This window comes from Pseudomonas sp. 2FG (assembly GCF_005502935.1).
GTDB lineage: Bacteria > Pseudomonadota > Gammaproteobacteria > Pseudomonadales > Pseudomonadaceae > Aquipseudomonas.
In genome coordinates, this window is the sequence record NZ_SCMP01000005.1 from 84,931 (window position 1) to 98,926 (window position 13,996).

Below are 13,996 nucleotides of genomic sequence, written 5' to 3' on the forward strand. Positions count from 1 at the left end.
GCGCAGTGGCTAAAGCTCAGTCAAGGGTGAGCAAGCTCCACAGCGTTAAACCGCCATACAGTGAATGGCGCGCAGGATGGCACGACGACTATGGGGCGGTCTGGTTCTCGTTCAGCTGCGGTTCAGAGAGGGTTCAGCAAGCGTTCAGTAGGGGCTAGGCAACCTAGCTTAGGTGTTCAGCAACTACCCAACAGCTACTGAGGAACCAGCCATGAACCGCACAATGAACCGTCTCGCGCTTGCCACCACCCTGACTCTGGCCACCGTCACCGCCCAGGCTGCCGACAACTTCGTCGGTCTCACCTGGGGCCAGGCCAGCGACAACATCCAGAAGTCCAGTGCCCTTAACAGCAACCTGAACAACCCGAAGCTGGACAAGGTCATCCACGGCAGTGACACCTGGGGCGTGCGCGCCGGTCAGCAGATCGAGCAGGGCCGCTATTACCTCACCTATGAGAATGTCTCCGACACCGACCGTGGCACCAAGCTGCGCCAGCAGAACCTGCTCGGCAGCTACGATGCCTTCCTGTCGCTGGGTGACAACAACACCCAACTGTTCGGCGGCGCCACCCTGGGCCTGGTCAAGCTGGACCAGGAAAGTGGAGGCTTCAAGCGCGACAGCGATATTGGCTACGCTGCCGGGTTGCAGGCCGGTATCCTTCAGGAGCTGAACAAGAGTGCCTCCCTCGAGGCGGGCTACCGCTACCTGCGCACCAATGCCAGCACCGAGATGGCCGAGCATGGCGGCAGCAAGTTGGGCTCCCTGGATCTGCACAGCAGCTCGCAGCTCTACCTGGGTGCCAACTACAAGTTCTGAGCATGCGCTACCACCGAGGCCGGGCCCAGTGCCCGGCTGACTCACTGGAGAGAACCGCCCGATGAAATTGCTGGTGGTGGAAGACGAGGCGCTGTTGCGTCATCACCTGTTTAGCCGTCTCGGTGAGAGTGGCCATGTGGTGGACGCGGTGCCGGACGCCGAGGAGGCGCTGTATCGGGCCCAGGAGTATCACCACGATCTGGCCGTGATCGACCTCGGCCTGCCGGGCATGAGTGGCCTGGAGCTGATTCGCCAGTTGCGCAGCCAGGACAAGAGCTTTCCGATCCTGATCCTCACCGCGCGCGGCAACTGGCAGGACAAGGTCGAAGGCCTGGCTGCCGGGGCCGACGATTACGTGGTTAAGCCCTTTCAGTTCGAGGAGCTGGAGGCGCGCCTGAATGCACTGCTGCGGCGCTCCTCGGGCTTCACCCAGTCGACTATCGAGGCCGGGCCGTTGCTGCTCGACCTCAACCGTAAACAGGCGCTGGTCAATGCGCAGGCGTTGCCGCTGACCGCCTACGAATACCGCATCCTCGAGTACCTGATGCGCCATCATCAGCAGGTGGTGGCCAAGGAGCGGCTGATGGAGCAGCTCTACCCGAACGATGAGGAGCGTGACCCGAACGTCATCGAAGTGCTGGTCGGCCGTCTGCGCCGTAAGTTGGAGGCCGAGTGCGGCTTCAAGCCGATCGAGACGGTGCGCGGGCTGGGTTACCTGTTTACCGAGCGCTGCCGGTGAGGGGTTCCCTACGGCTGCGCTTGATGCTCGGCGCCGGAGCCCTGGCGGTGCTGTTTATGCTGGCGCTGCTGCCGGCGTTGCAGGGCGCGTTTAGCTTCACCCTCGAGGGCTTCGTCGAGAAGCGCCTGGCTTCGGACGCGGGCACCCTGATCGGTGCCGCACGCTTCGAGCAGGGTCGGCTACAGATGCCCGAGCGTCTGCCGGACGAGGAATTCAACCTGCCGGACGCCAAGCTGCTGGGCTATATCTACGACCGTGCAGGCCGCTTGGTCTGGAGCTCGCGCTCGGCGCTCGATGAGTCCATCGACTATCGCCCGCGTTTTGACGGTGATGTTGCCGAGTTCCTCCGCACCCATGATGCCGAAGGCGATGAGTATTTCGTCTATGACGTCGAACTGCGCTTGCAGGGGCGTGAAGAGGCGGGCTTCAGCTTCGTCACCATGCAACCCAGTAGCGAGTTTCAGAGCATGCTCGGAGGCTTTCGCCGGCAGCTCTATCTGTGGTTGGGCGGCGCTCTGTTGCTGCTCTTGGGTCTGCTCTGGGGCGGCTTGACCTGGGGCTTTCGCTCGTTGCGCGGGCTGAGTGCGGAGCTGGATCAGGTCGAGAGTGGGGCGCGCGATAGTTTGAGTGGGCAACACCCGCGCGAGCTATTGCGCCTGACCGATTCGCTCAACCGCCTGCTCGCCGGCGAGCGGCGTCAGCGCGAGCGTTACCGCGACTCCCTCGGCGATCTGGCGCATAGCCTGAAGACGCCGCTGGCGGTGCTGCAAGGTATTGGCGAGGTGATGGCCACGCGTGCGCAGAACCGTGATCAGGTGCAGGTGCTGCAAAGCCAGATCGAGTGCATGAGCCAGCAGATCGACTACCAACTGCAACGCGCCACCCTGCGCCGCAGTGGGCTGGTGCGCCACTCGGTGCGCTTGGCGCCGGTGCTTGAGCCGCTGTGTGACGCGTTGGGCAAGGTCTACCGCGACAAGCGCGTGCAGTTGGAGCGGCAGATCGATCCGCAGCTGGCGGTGCCGGTGGAGCAGGGCGCGTTGTTCGAACTGCTCGGCAATCTGCTGGAAAATGCCTACCGCCTGTGCCTGACCCGGGTGCGCATCCGCGCATTTCGGGCCGAGGGTTATTGCGAACTCTGGGTGGAAGACGATGGCCCCGGCGTGCCGGCCGACCAGCACGCGCGCATCCTCCAGCGGGGTGAGCGGCTGGATACGCAGAATCCGGGGCAGGGCATTGGCTTGGCGGTGGTCAAGGACATCATCGAGAGCTATGACGGCGAGTTGAGCCTGGACGATTCGGGGCTCGGTGGCGCGGCCTTTCGCATTCGCTTTCAGCTGAGCTGAGCTGAGCTGAGCGGCTTTATGTAGGCGCTTTTCCACAATGAGTTCGCCTCTGCGCAACAGTGCCTCAGTTCTCCTGCGCGCGGTAGGCGCCAGGTGTCAGCCCGGTCCACTTCTTGAACGCCCGGTGAAAGGCCGAGGGCTCGGAGAAGCCGAGCTGTTCGGCAATCTCCTGAATTGGCAGATTGTCGCGCCCCAGGTGGTAGATCGCCAGGTCGCGGCGCAGGTGATCCTTCAGTTCCTGAAAGCTCGAACCTTCCTCGCGCAGATGCCGACGCAGGGTTTGCGGGCTCAGGTGCAGCTGTTTGGCGACTGCCTCCAGATCCGGCCAACTGCTGCAGTCACGCCCGAGCAGGCGGCGGATCTGGCTGATCAGGCTGTCGCCGCCGTCCGGGCGGGCGAGCAGATCGGCGGGCGAGTGTTCGAGAAAGTGTTTGAGGGTGCGCTCGTCCTGGAGCAGCGGCATGCTCAGGTAGCGAGCCTGAAACAGCAGGCTGGTGCTGTCAGCGGCGAAGCGCCGGGGGTTGGGGAAGAGCAGGTCGTACTCGGCACTGTGCTCGGGTTCGGGGTAGGCGAAGCTGGCCTCCTCCAGGCGGATACGCTGGCCGATCAGCCAGCTGGCGAGGCGGTGCCAGATCACCAACAGGCTCTCCACCAGGAAGTGATCCGGGTCCCACAGGGTCGAGTCGTCCACTGTCAGCCGTGCCCATTCGCCGTCGCGGCTCAGACTGATACGCGGTGCGCCCTGAAACAGGCTGTAGAACAGGGTGCCGCGGCTCAGGGCCTTGTCCAGCGTGCGGCAATGGATGAGCGCGTGGCACATCATGGCGAAGGTGCCGCGCTTGCTTGGCGCGCTGCCAAAGCCCATGTACTCGTCGTCCAGCGTCTCCCAAAGCAGCTGCAGCAAACGGGCGAACTGTTCTGGAGCGATGCGCGCGCGCGGCTCCTCCAGCAGGGCCGGCTGGATGTTCAGCTGCCGCAAGATAGACGAACAATCCCGACCATGGCGTTCGGCGCCCCGCAGGGCGGCACGGACGAAATGGCTGGCAATGGTGCGCTCGCGCATGGGACAGGCTCATGGAAAAAGGCTGGCCGATGGTAAGCATGCCGTGCGGTGGGGACAAGCGCCCATGCGGCTGAGGCGCGTGGAGGCCATCGGTGCGCGAAAGGCGGGGGGATATCCGCCAGGCAATGGGCGGGAATCCGCCAAGTTGATCTGCTTTCGAGAGCGATTATTTAAGTCAAGTGTATGTATTTAAAGGGTTTTATCTGAATTTATAAGGCTGGCATGGCCTTTGCGATAGGCGCTGTAGACCTGTGTAGTCGGCAGGCAAACAACAAATCCCTCCAGTGCAGGAGGGTTAGCGCTTTGGCAGCGCGCGCATCGAGGAATGATGCGGCACCGCTGCCCACGAGGAACCTGCCATGACCCGCAAACCGCTGTACAAGAGCCTCTATGTTCAGGTGCTGGTGGCCATCGCCATCGGTATCGTTCTCGGGCATTTCTATCCGGAGACCGGCGCGGCGATGAAGCCGCTCGGCGACGGCTTCGTCAAGCTGATCAAGATGGCCATAGCCCCCATCATCTTCTGTACCGTGGTCAGCGGCATCGCCGGCATGCAGAGCATGAAGGCCGTGGGCAAGACCGGCGGCCTGGCGCTGTTGTACTTCGAGGTCGTGAGCACCATCGCCCTGGTGATCGGCCTGGTCGTGGTCAACCTGGTGCAGCCGGGTGCCGGCATGCACGTCGACGTCAGCACCCTGAACGCCAGCGGCATCGCCTCCTTTGTTGAAGTCGGCGCACAGCAGAGCACCATCGCCTTCCTGCTCAACGTGATTCCGAGCACCGTGGTCGGCGCCTTCGCCGCCGGCGAGATCCTCCAGGTGCTGTTCTTCTCCGTGATGTTCGGCTACGCCCTGCACCGCATGGGTGACTACGGCAGGCCGGTGTTGGAGTTTATCGAGCGCATCTCCCAGGTGATGTTCAACATCATCAACATAATCATGAAGGTCGCGCCCATCGGTGCCTTCGGCGCCATGGCCTTCACCATCGGCAAATACGGCGTCGGCTCGCTGGTGCAGCTCGGCCAGCTGATGGCCTGCTTCTACATCACCTGCGTGTTCTTCATCTTGGTGGTGCTCGGTGGCATCGCCCGCGCTCACGGCTTCAGCGTCCTGCGCTTTATCAAGTACATCCGCGAGGAACTGCTGATCGTGCTCGGTACCTCGTCGTCCGAGTCCGCCCTGCCGCGTATGCTGACCAAGCTGGAGAAGCTCGGCTGCGACAAATCGGTGGTCGGCCTGGTGATCCCCACCGGCTACTCCTTCAACCTCGACGGCACCTCGATCTACCTGACCATGGCCGCGGTCTTTATCGCCCAGGCCACCGACACGCCGATGGGCCTGGTCGATCAGTTGACCCTGCTGGCGGTGCTGCTGATCGCCTCCAAGGGTGCCGCCGGCATCACCGGTAGCGGCTTTATCGTGCTGGCCGCGACCCTCTCCGCCGTCGGCACTCTGCCGGTGGCCGGTCTGGCGCTGATCCTCGGCATCGACCGCTTCATGTCCGAGGCCCGTGCGCTGACCAACCTGATCGGCAACGGTGTGGCCACCGTGGTGGTCGCCAAGTGGTGCAAGCAGCTGGACGAAGACACCCTGCAAAGCGAGCTGGCCAGCGGCGGTTCGCAGCCGGTAGTGGCGGCCCGCGACTTGGCTTAAAACTGACAGCTACGCCCGCTCCTACCCGGGAGCGGGCTTTGGGCCCGTCTCGTGACGGGCCTTTTTTTTGTGCGCGAGATGTGCCCAGGCTACAAGAGCGCCGGCGGCTGAGCGAATGGGTCAATCGAGCCTGAGCGCTTGGGTCATTGAGCGGTTGTGGCGGTGGCGCCTACCCTGCGGGACGACTTCAGCAGAGAGTTCCGTCATGCAGCGCCTTCATTTCGACACCGAGCACGCCATGTTCCGCGAGTCCTTCCGCGCCTTTCTGCAGAAGGAAGTGGTGCCGCACCAGGAGGCCTGGGAAGAGGCCGGGGTGGTGAGTCGCGAGGTTTGGCTGAAGGCCGGCGCGATGGGTTTTTTGCTGCCCTGGGCCGATGAGGAATACGGCGGCAGCGGGCTGAAGGATTTCCGTTACGAGCAGATCATGGCCGAGGAGCTGGCCAATGTTAACGAGGCCGGCTTCATGTTGCCGCTGCACTCGGCGCTCTGCGGTCCCTATATCGCCGAGTACGGCAATGCCGAGCAAAAAGCCCGTTTCCTGCCGGCGATCATCCGCGGCGAATCCATCCTCGCGGTGGCGATGACCGAGCCGGGCGCCGGTTCCGACCTGGCCGGGATGCGGACCACGGCAGTCGACAAGGGCGATCACTACGAGCTGAACGGCTCCAAGGTGTTTATCTCCAACGGCCTGTTGGCCGACGTGGTGATAGTCGCGGCCAAGACCGACCCGGCGAACAAGCACGCCATGGGCCTGTTTCTGGTCGAGCGCGGGATGGAAGGCTTCGAGCGCGGGCGCAACCTGAAGAAGCTCGGCATGCAGAGCCAGGACACCGCCGAACTGTTCTTCAACAGCGTCAAGGTGCCGAAGGCCAACCTGCTCGGTGATGCCAAGGCCGGTTTCTTCTACCTGATGAACATGCTCGCCCAGGAGCGCCTGACCAACGCCTGTGGCGCGGTCGGCGGCGCTGAAGCGGCGCTGCAAGTGACCATCGACTATGTGAAGGAGCGCAAAGCCTTCGATCGGCCGCTTTCGCACTTCCAGAACACCCGTTTCAAGCTGGCGGAAATGCGCACTCAGGTCGATGTGGCGCAAGTCTTCGTCGACCGCTGCGTAATGGACCACAACCAGAAGAAGCTCACTCCGGAAGTCGCCGCCGAGGCCAAGCTGTTCACCACCGAACTGCTCGGCAGAGTCGTCGACGAAGGCGTACAACTGCACGGTGGCTGGGGCTACATGTGGGAATATCCGATCTGCAAGATGTACGCGAATGCGCGGATTCAGCGGATCTTCGCCGGCACCTCGGAAATCATGAAAGAGATCATCAGCCGCGGGATGAAGCTCTGAGCGCATCCGGACTGACGTAGGGTGGGCCTTGGCCCACCAGCGGGATTTGCACGGTGGGCCAAGGCCCACCCGACGCAGGAGATAACCATGACCATCACCAGCGGCGCCATCGACGCCTGGGCCCAGCCGGCCACGGGCCGAACCCGCGAACTGATGCCGGAAGTCGCCCGGCTGTTCGAGAAGTCCGGTTCCGCGCATTTGCTCGATCACAGCCTGAGCCCGGAGCAAACCGTCGCCGAGATGGACAAGGCCGGCGTCGACAAACTGCTGCTCGCCGCCTGGTGCCGACCGGAGCGCTGGGTCTGCACGAACGACGAGGTCGCCGAGTACACGCGCGCCTTCCCGGAGCGCTTCGTCGGCGTTGCCACGGTCGATCTGAGCAAGCCCGTGGCGGCGGTGCGCGAGCTGGAGCGGGCAGTCACCGAGCTGGGCTGCAAGGCCCTGCGCATCGTGCCCTGGCTGTGGAAGCTGGCGCCGAATCACCGGCTCTACTATCCGCTGTATGTGAAGTGCATCGAGCTGGACATCCCGTTCTGCACCCAGGTCGGCCATACCGGCCCGCTGATGCCGTCCGAGACCGGGCGACCGGTGCCCTATCTGGACGAGGTGGCGCTGGACTTCCCCGAGTTGCGCATCGTCGCCGGGCATATCGGCCATCCCTGGACCGACGAGATGATCGGCCTGGCCTGGAAGCACGACAACCTCTATATCGACACCTCGGCCTATTTGCCGCGCTATTACCCGCCACAGCTGCTGCAATTTATGCAGAGCTACGGGCAGGACAAGGTGCTGTTCGGCACTAACTTCCCGCAGCTTTCCCACGCGCGCTGCATGGCGCAAATCAAGGACCTGGGGCTGTCTGCGGAGGCGGAGGGCAAGTTCCTCCACGGCAACGCCCGCCGGGTGTTTAAGCTGTAGGCTGGGTTAGGCCGAAGGCCATAACCCAGCATCCGCTCTGCTGTTTATTGGATTCCCGCCTGCGCGGGAATGCCGGGTTGTCGGGTGACCGGCCATTACATGGGGAGCAACCGTAGGCTGGGTAGGGCCGATTTTGGCGAAACCCAGCAAAGCCAGAACTGGCACCAAGAGGTGCCGGAGGAGACCCCGCTATTTTGCTCAGGAGCCGCCATGAAAGGCCCGTTGTCCTCACTGAAGATTCTCGATTTCTCCACCCTGCTGCCGGGGCCATTCGCCTCGTTGCTGCTGGCCGACATGGGCGCCGAGGTGCTGCGCGTCGAGTCGCCGACGCGGATGGATTTGCTCCGCGTACTGCCGCCCCATGATGGCGGAATCTCGGCCAGCCATGCCTACCTCAACCGCAACAAACGCAGCATTGCCCTCGATCTGAAACGGCCGGAAGCGGTCGAGGTGGTCAAGCAGTTGCTGGGCGACTACGACATCGTTCTCGAACAGTTCCGTCCGGGGGTGATGGATAAGCTCGGGGTGGGTTATGCGGCGCTGAAAGCCATCAATCCGAAGCTGATCTATGTGTCGATCACCGGCTACGGCCAGACCGGCCCCTACAAGGATCGCGCCGGGCATGACATCAACTACCTGGCCTTGTCCGGCATCGCCGATCAGACTGGGCGCCGCGAAACCGGGCCGTTGCCCTTGGGTGTTCAGGCGGCGGACATTGCCGGTGGTTCCTTCCACGGCGTGATGGGCCTGCTGGCGGCGGTCATCCAGCGCCAGCAGACCGGTGAGGGTCAGTATGTCGATGTCAGCATGACCGACTGCGTCTTCAGTCTGCATGCGATGGCCGGCGCCGGCTACCTGGCCTGCGGCGAGGAGCCGAAGATGGAGAACCAGGCACTGAACGGCGGCAGCTTCTACGACTACTACCGCACCCGCGATGCTCGCTGGTTCTCGGTCGGCAGCCTGGAGCCGCAGTTCATGCAGCAGTTCTGCGCAGGCCTTGGCCGCCCGGAACTGGCGGCGCTTGGTTTGTCGTCGAAGCCCGAAGAGCAGCGCGCGCTCAAGCGTGAGATCCAGCTTGAATTCGAGAAGCGTGACTTTGCCGAGTGGAGCGAGCGTTTCGCGGCTCTGGATGCCTGCGTCGAACCGATGCTGAGCCTGGCCGAAGCGCTCGAACACCCGCAGTTGAAAGCCCGCGACCTGGTCACCGAAGTGCCGCGTGGCGGTAATCCGCCGCAAAGGCAGATCGCCTGTCCGATCAAGTTCTCGGGCGGCCTGCCGGCACCACGGCATATCGGCTCGCCGCTAGGCGCGCATACCGAAGAAGTGCTGCGTGGCCTGGGTTATACCGCCGAGCGGATCGCCGAGCTGAAGGCGGCGAAGGTGATCGGGTAGGGCGCTACTCGCCGAAGGCAGTACGCCAGATACACCAGGCGAACGCTTATTCCTGGCGCTGCTGCCCGCTAAATACCAGGGTCGCCCGGCAACGCCGGCAGAAATAGCGGCGGCCCTTGCTGACCAGTGCATGCCGTTGCGCGGAGAAGGGGAAGTCGTGATCCGGGCACTGGCAGTTGTAGAGGTAGCGAGTCGCGGTGCGGCGTTTGATGGCGTAGGTGTGGCAGCGATTGGGCGGCAGTTCGTAGACCCCGCGCATGATCAATTGCCACTCCTCGCCATGGGGCTGGATGCGTGAGCCGAACATCTCGCGAGCGATCATATGCGCGACTTCGTGGGCCACGGTTTGCTTGAGGAAGTCTTCGCTGTTTTCGCGGTACAGCTGCGGGTTGAAGCGCAGCAGGTTTTCGTCCAGGTGCGCCACCCCGGCTTTTTGCCCACGTAACTTGAGGCTGACCACGGGGCGGGTAAAGCGGCGGTTGAAAAAAGCTTCGGCCTGCTGGTAGCAAGCCTCGACACGAGCATTGAGCTGTTCGGGCATCGAGTCCTCCAAATGCAGGCGGAATTATGCCCAAGCGCGTCGCGACCAGCAGCCCTAAAACGACGAAACCGCCAAACGGCGGTTTCGGGGTTGCTTAATGGAAGATTCTCAACTGGTGTAGACAGGTCCGACGCCGAGCCCCCAAAAAATCACCGACATCGCAATCATCGCCACCAGCACCACCAGGCCGACCGCCAGCACCGAGCTGGAGAACATGAAGCCTTCGTCCTTGGGGATGTTCATAAAGGCCGGGATGCCCACGTAGAGCAGATAGGCCGTGTAACAGACCGCCGCCGTGCCGACGAACATCGCCAGCCAGAGGTTCGGATAGAGCCCCGCAAGCCCGCCGATAAACAGTGGCGTGGCGGTGTATGCGGCGAACACGACACATTGCGCCATGCTCGGGCTGGCGTCGTAAGTACGGGCCATCCAGTTGATAAAAGCCCCCATGACCGCGACGCCGGCGAGCATGGCCACGTAGGTCATGAGCGTCATCCACAACGCACTGCCTTCGGTCAGCATGACGGGTGCGCCGCCGCCGACTGTCCAGCCCACCTGGGTGGTACCGATATAAGCCGAAATAGCCGGAATAGCCGCGAGAATCAGGACGTGGGTGAGATACATGTGGCTGATGCTTTCCTCCTCGCCACGAATCTCTTGCCACTCTTGATCGGGATGCGTGAAGAGCCCCCAAACGTGATGGATCATGCCAAACACCTCCTCTTGTTATAGCGGCCGCCCCCCAGCGTAGCGCCCGGCGCGCGTGAGTAGCGCCACCGGGTGCAGGGCCGAACCTATGCGACCGTATGTCGCAGTATAGGTCGGGCCTGGAGGCCGCGGAGGACGTGGATTTAGAGCAAATTCGTCTCTAAATGTCAGCTGTAATAGCGCTCTAGTATTTCCAACGCCAGGTTGATCGACTGCAGGCGCGTCGTGCTGCCGCCGCGATCCGGGTGATGCTGGCTCACCAGTTGTCGGTAGCGGCGCTTGATAATGCCGAGGTTGAGCGGCTCGTTCGATTCTTCCAGCTCGAACAACTCCAAGGCTGCGCGTTTTTCGTCCCCACCCTGCATGCGCTTCCAGAAGCTGGTCAGCAACTTCTCCACGTCGTCTTCACTGGTTTCTCGCAGGTGTTGCAGATCCAGATAGTAGTCACGCAGCGGATCCTGTTCGCTGAGTGCCAGGTCACCCGCCTGATAGGGTAGTAATTGCACGCACAGTGGGTTGATCACCAGGTGTGCGGTTCGCTCACTCCAGAGTCGTTCGCGCAGTTGGTAGAGCGCGTTGAACAGCAGAAAGTGGGTGCGAAACAGCACCAGTTTGTCGGTCAAGGCCAGGTGCGGGATATGTGTCGAGTGGCGCGCCTTGAGCCGTTGGATCAGCCAATATTCGCTGCAGCCGTCGGGTGCCTCGCGCAGCAGTTCGAGCAACTGTTCGGCAAGGTCGAGGGCGGGATTCAGTTCGGAGTTCATCGACCGAGCCTAGCACAGCGGCCGCGCGGGTTTGTGGGCGGAACTCACTGGAGTGCCGCCTTGTCCCACCTGCATAAGCCGGAGGATGTTTATGCGCCTGTTGCGCCAGCTGACCGCTATTTTCCTGATCCTGCTCGCGGGTTCTGTGAGCGCTGCACCGGCGGCCGAGCGCTGGGCGGTGTGGGATGTCAGCAACGAAAGCCGCGCCGCGCATATCGACCACAGCGCCTGGCAGGAACTGCTGACGCGCTACCTGAACAGCCAGCATCCGAGTGGCATTGCACGTTTCGACTACGCCCATGTGGATCGCCGCCATCGCCGCCTGCTGGATGTGTACGTCGAGCAACTGAGCGCCCTCGATCCGCGGCAATTTACCCGTGCCGAGCAGTTGGCTTATTGGCTCAATCTGTACAACGCGCTGATCGTGCAGCAGGTGCTCAAGAATTATCCGGTGGATTCGATTACCAGTCTCGGCGCCTGGTATCAGTTCGGCCCCTGGGATAAGGCCGTCACCGAGGTCGCCGGCTATAAGCTCAGTCTCAACGACATCGAACATCGCATTCTTCGTCCGCTCTGGCGCGACCCGCGTCTGCACTACGCACTCAATTGCGCCAGCCTCGGCTGTCCCAATCTGGCGGCCGAGACCTATAGCGCGCAGAACAGCGAGCGCCTGCTGGAGGCGGGTGCGCGGGCCTATATCAACCACCCGCGGGGGGTGGCTTTTGAGGACGGCAAATGGGTGCTGTCGAGGATTTATGACTGGTATCCGCAGGACTTCGGTGGCGAGGAGGGGTTGCGCGCGCACCTCATCCATTACGCCAACCCGGCCCTGGCGCAGCAGTTGCAAGCCTTTACCGGCAAACCCCGCTATCGCTATGACTGGAATCTCAATCAACCCTGAAGACGCAGCCCTGAAGACGAGTGGGGTAGGGCTATTGGCGCTTTCTGCGTAAAATAACCGGTGTTCCAGGCTGTGTGAAAACTACTGCGCTCGGTTATACGGCGTTAAAAGCAGGCTCAAAATGCTCATTTACAACGCGTAAATTGCGCTTTTTCGCCTGTTTTTGCCTTGTCTACCCTTCGCTCGCTACGTTTTCACACGGCCTGGTTCGCCACCCCCTTTTCGTAAATCCCCGGACTCCAGCGCACCATGGGCACTCTTTCGGTTAATCAAAGCAAACTGCAGAAACGCTTGCGCCGCCTGGCTGGCGAGGCCGTTACCGACTTCAACATGATCGAAGATGGCGACAAGGTCATGGTCTGCCTGTCCGGCGGCAAGGACAGCTACACCATGCTCGACGTCTTGCTGCATCTGCAGAAGGTCGCGCCGATCAAGTTCGAGATCGTCGCGGTCAATATGGATCAGAAGCAGCCGGGCTTCCCCGAGCACGTGTTGCCCGAGTACCTCAAGGCCATCGGCGTCGACTATCACATAGTCGAAAAAGACACCTATTCGGTGGTGATGGAAAAAATTCCGGAAGGCAAAACCACCTGCTCGCTCTGTTCCCGTCTGCGCCGTGGCACCCTCTATACCTTTGCCGATGAAATCGGTGCGACCAAAATGGCGCTCGGCCACCACCGCGACGACATTCTCGAGACCTTCTTCCTCAACATGTTCTACGGCGGCACGCTCAAGGCCATGCCGCCGAAACTGCGTGCCGACGACGGGCGCAACGTGGTGATTCGGCCGTTGGCCTACTGCAGTGAGAAGGACATCGAGGCCTACTCCGAGCTCAAAGAATTCCCGATCATCCCCTGCAACCTCTGCGGCTCGCAGGAGAACCTGCAGCGCAAGGTGGTCAAGGAAATGCTGCAGGAGTGGGAGCGCAAGACGCCCGGCCGCACCGAGATCATGTTCCGCGCCCTGCAGAATGTGATGCCCTCGCAGCTGGCCGACCGTAACCTGTTCGACTTCACCAATTTGCGCATCGATGAAAACGCCACGCCGCGCTTTGTCGATGTGATGAACCTGTGATTCTCGGCATTAACCCTGCCAGGACAGCCCATGCGCGACTACAAATGGCTCAATGAGTTTTGCCTCAACCGCTTTGGCTCCAAGGCGGCGTTGGAAGCCAGGCTGCCGACCCCCAAGTCGGCGGCCGAGTTGCGCCAGATCGCTGATGACCGTTACCTGTCGTTGATCGCCCTGCGGGTCTTTCGCGCCGGCCTCAAACACAGCTTGGTGGATGCCAAGTGGCCGGCCTTCGAGGAGGTTTTCTTCGGCTTCGCTCCCGAGAAAGTCGTGCTGATGGGCGGCGAGCACCTGGAGCGGCTGATGCAGGACGCGCGGCTGATCCGTCACCTGGGCAAGCTGAAAAGCGTGCCGCGTAACGCGCAGTTTGTCCTCGATGTGGCGAAGCAGCAGGGTAGTTTCGGCGCGCTGATCGCCGATTGGCCGGTGACCGATATCGTCGGCCTGTGGAAGTACCTGGCCAAACACGGCAGCCAGCTCGGCGGGCTGTCGGCGCCACGCCTGCTGCGCATGGTTGGCAAAGACACCTTTATTCCGACCGACGATATGGTCGCGGCGCTGAAGGCGCAGGAGATCATCGAAAAATCCCCGACCAGCCTGAAGGAGCTTGCCGCCGTGCAAGCCGCGTTCAATCAGTGGCACGCTGAAAGCGGCCGGCCCTTGTGCCAGCTTTCGGTGATGTTGGCGCACACGGTTAATCACTGACCGCGAGACTCGGTATTCGCCCTTGCCGGATGAAATG

General features: G+C 62.3%; 14 protein-coding genes. 10 read left to right on the forward strand and 4 right to left on the reverse strand.

The genetic code is table 11. The features are described 5' to 3' along the window. Positions 1-223: 223 nt before the first annotated feature. The 3 genes from FFS13_RS06990 (at position 224) to FFS13_RS07000 (ending at position 2,899) form a co-directional block, all read left to right on the forward strand. Positions 224-817, forward strand: a complete 594-nt coding sequence (locus tag FFS13_RS06990; protein WP_171006440.1) for an outer membrane beta-barrel protein — start codon at positions 224-226, stop codon at positions 815-817. A gap of 61 nt (positions 818-878) precedes the next feature. After that, positions 879-1,556 (forward strand): response regulator, encoded by a 678-nt coding sequence (locus FFS13_RS06995; protein WP_137818377.1) that lies wholly within the window; start codon positions 879-881, stop codon positions 1,554-1,556. A gap of 23 nt (positions 1,557-1,579) precedes the next feature. Continuing rightward, complete coding sequence (locus FFS13_RS07000) at positions 1,580-2,899, forward strand: ATP-binding protein (RefSeq protein ID WP_137818528.1); 1,320 nt, start codon at positions 1,580-1,582, stop codon at positions 2,897-2,899. A 64-nt stretch (positions 2,900-2,963) separates the two neighbouring features. Here FFS13_RS07000 and FFS13_RS07005 read toward each other — a convergent pair whose 3' ends face one another. After that, positions 2,964-3,962: an AraC family transcriptional regulator gene (locus FFS13_RS07005; RefSeq protein ID WP_137818378.1), complete on the reverse strand. Its 999-nt coding sequence runs from the start codon at positions 3,960-3,962 to the stop codon at positions 2,964-2,966. Between the two features lie 359 nt (positions 3,963-4,321). On the opposite strand from FFS13_RS07005, the gene FFS13_RS07010 reads away from it, so the two are divergent. The 4 genes from FFS13_RS07010 (at position 4,322) to FFS13_RS07025 (ending at position 9,269) form a co-directional block, all read left to right on the forward strand. Next, positions 4,322-5,614 carry a dicarboxylate/amino acid:cation symporter gene (locus tag FFS13_RS07010; protein ID WP_137818379.1) on the forward strand — a complete coding sequence of 431 codons (1,293 nt, stop codon included), beginning with the start codon at positions 4,322-4,324 and terminating at the stop codon, positions 5,612-5,614. Between the two features lie 205 nt (positions 5,615-5,819). Further along, on the forward strand, positions 5,820-6,959 hold the full coding sequence (locus tag FFS13_RS07015) for an acyl-CoA dehydrogenase family protein (protein ID WP_137818380.1): 1,140 nt from the start codon (positions 5,820-5,822) through the stop codon (positions 6,957-6,959). An 87-nt stretch (positions 6,960-7,046) separates the two neighbouring features. Next, positions 7,047-7,877 (forward strand): amidohydrolase family protein, encoded by an 831-nt coding sequence (locus FFS13_RS07020; RefSeq protein WP_137818381.1) that lies wholly within the window; start codon positions 7,047-7,049, stop codon positions 7,875-7,877. Between the two features lie 210 nt (positions 7,878-8,087). Continuing rightward, on the forward strand, positions 8,088-9,269 hold the full coding sequence (locus FFS13_RS07025; protein WP_137818382.1) for a CaiB/BaiF CoA-transferase family protein: 1,182 nt from the start codon (positions 8,088-8,090) through the stop codon (positions 9,267-9,269). A 46-nt stretch (positions 9,270-9,315) separates the two neighbouring features. Here the strand turns inward: FFS13_RS07025 and FFS13_RS07030 are convergent, their stop codons facing one another. The 3 genes from FFS13_RS07030 to FFS13_RS07040 form a co-directional block, all read right to left on the reverse strand. Further along, positions 9,316-9,810 carry a SprT family zinc-dependent metalloprotease gene (locus FFS13_RS07030; protein WP_137818383.1) on the reverse strand — a complete coding sequence of 165 codons (495 nt, stop codon included), beginning with the start codon at positions 9,808-9,810 and terminating at the stop codon, positions 9,316-9,318. 108 nt (positions 9,811-9,918) lie between these two features. Next, positions 9,919-10,518, reverse strand: a complete 600-nt coding sequence (locus FFS13_RS07035; RefSeq protein WP_137818384.1) for a Yip1 family protein — start codon at positions 10,516-10,518, stop codon at positions 9,919-9,921. Positions 10,519-10,685: 167 nt separating this feature from the next. Then, positions 10,686-11,282, reverse strand: a complete 597-nt coding sequence (locus FFS13_RS07040) for a DNA-J related domain-containing protein (RefSeq protein ID WP_137818385.1) — start codon at positions 11,280-11,282, stop codon at positions 10,686-10,688. A gap of 91 nt (positions 11,283-11,373) precedes the next feature. On the opposite strand from FFS13_RS07040, the gene FFS13_RS07045 reads away from it, so the two are divergent. From FFS13_RS07045 to FFS13_RS07055, 3 genes are all read left to right on the forward strand, one after another. Further along, positions 11,374-12,183 carry a DUF547 domain-containing protein gene (locus FFS13_RS07045; protein WP_218568603.1) on the forward strand — a complete coding sequence of 270 codons (810 nt, stop codon included), beginning with the start codon at positions 11,374-11,376 and terminating at the stop codon, positions 12,181-12,183. Between the two features lie 249 nt (positions 12,184-12,432). Then, positions 12,433-13,257: a tRNA 2-thiocytidine(32) synthetase TtcA gene (gene ttcA, locus FFS13_RS07050; RefSeq protein WP_137818386.1), complete on the forward strand. Its 825-nt coding sequence runs from the start codon at positions 12,433-12,435 to the stop codon at positions 13,255-13,257. Between the two features lie 30 nt (positions 13,258-13,287). Next, complete coding sequence (locus FFS13_RS07055) at positions 13,288-13,959, forward strand: DNA-3-methyladenine glycosylase I (protein ID WP_137818387.1); 672 nt, start codon at positions 13,288-13,290, stop codon at positions 13,957-13,959. Positions 13,960-13,996: the final 37 nt, after the last annotated feature.

What these genes read in the sequence shown, in the direction of transcription:
- ttcA (WP_137818386.1), top strand. Translation starts at nt 12,433, where the DNA reads ATGGGCACTCTTTCGGTTAATCAAAGCAAACTGCAGAAACGCTTGCGC.
- FFS13_RS07055 (WP_137818387.1), top strand. Translation starts at nt 13,288, where the DNA reads ATGCGCGACTACAAATGGCTCAATGAGTTTTGCCTCAACCGCTTTGGC.
- FFS13_RS07035 (WP_137818384.1), bottom strand. Translation starts at nt 10,518, where the DNA reads ATGATCCATCACGTTTGGGGGCTCTTCACGCATCCCGATCAAGAGTGG.
- FFS13_RS07020 (WP_137818381.1), top strand. Translation starts at nt 7,047, where the DNA reads ATGACCATCACCAGCGGCGCCATCGACGCCTGGGCCCAGCCGGCCACG.
- FFS13_RS06990 (WP_171006440.1), top strand. Translation starts at nt 224, where the DNA reads ATGAACCGTCTCGCGCTTGCCACCACCCTGACTCTGGCCACCGTCACC.
- FFS13_RS07040 (WP_137818385.1), bottom strand. Translation starts at nt 11,282, where the DNA reads ATGAACTCCGAACTGAATCCCGCCCTCGACCTTGCCGAACAGTTGCTC.
- FFS13_RS07030 (WP_137818383.1), bottom strand. Translation starts at nt 9,810, where the DNA reads ATGCCCGAACAGCTCAATGCTCGTGTCGAGGCTTGCTACCAGCAGGCC.
- FFS13_RS07005 (WP_137818378.1), bottom strand. Translation starts at nt 3,962, where the DNA reads ATGCGCGAGCGCACCATTGCCAGCCATTTCGTCCGTGCCGCCCTGCGG.
- FFS13_RS07015 (WP_137818380.1), top strand. Translation starts at nt 5,820, where the DNA reads ATGCAGCGCCTTCATTTCGACACCGAGCACGCCATGTTCCGCGAGTCC.
- FFS13_RS07025 (WP_137818382.1), top strand. Translation starts at nt 8,088, where the DNA reads ATGAAAGGCCCGTTGTCCTCACTGAAGATTCTCGATTTCTCCACCCTG.
- FFS13_RS07010 (WP_137818379.1), top strand. Translation starts at nt 4,322, where the DNA reads ATGACCCGCAAACCGCTGTACAAGAGCCTCTATGTTCAGGTGCTGGTG.
- FFS13_RS07000 (WP_137818528.1), top strand. Translation starts at nt 1,580, where the DNA reads ATGCTCGGCGCCGGAGCCCTGGCGGTGCTGTTTATGCTGGCGCTGCTG.
- FFS13_RS06995 (WP_137818377.1), top strand. Translation starts at nt 879, where the DNA reads ATGAAATTGCTGGTGGTGGAAGACGAGGCGCTGTTGCGTCATCACCTG.
- FFS13_RS07045 (WP_218568603.1), top strand. Translation starts at nt 11,374, where the DNA reads ATGCGCCTGTTGCGCCAGCTGACCGCTATTTTCCTGATCCTGCTCGCG.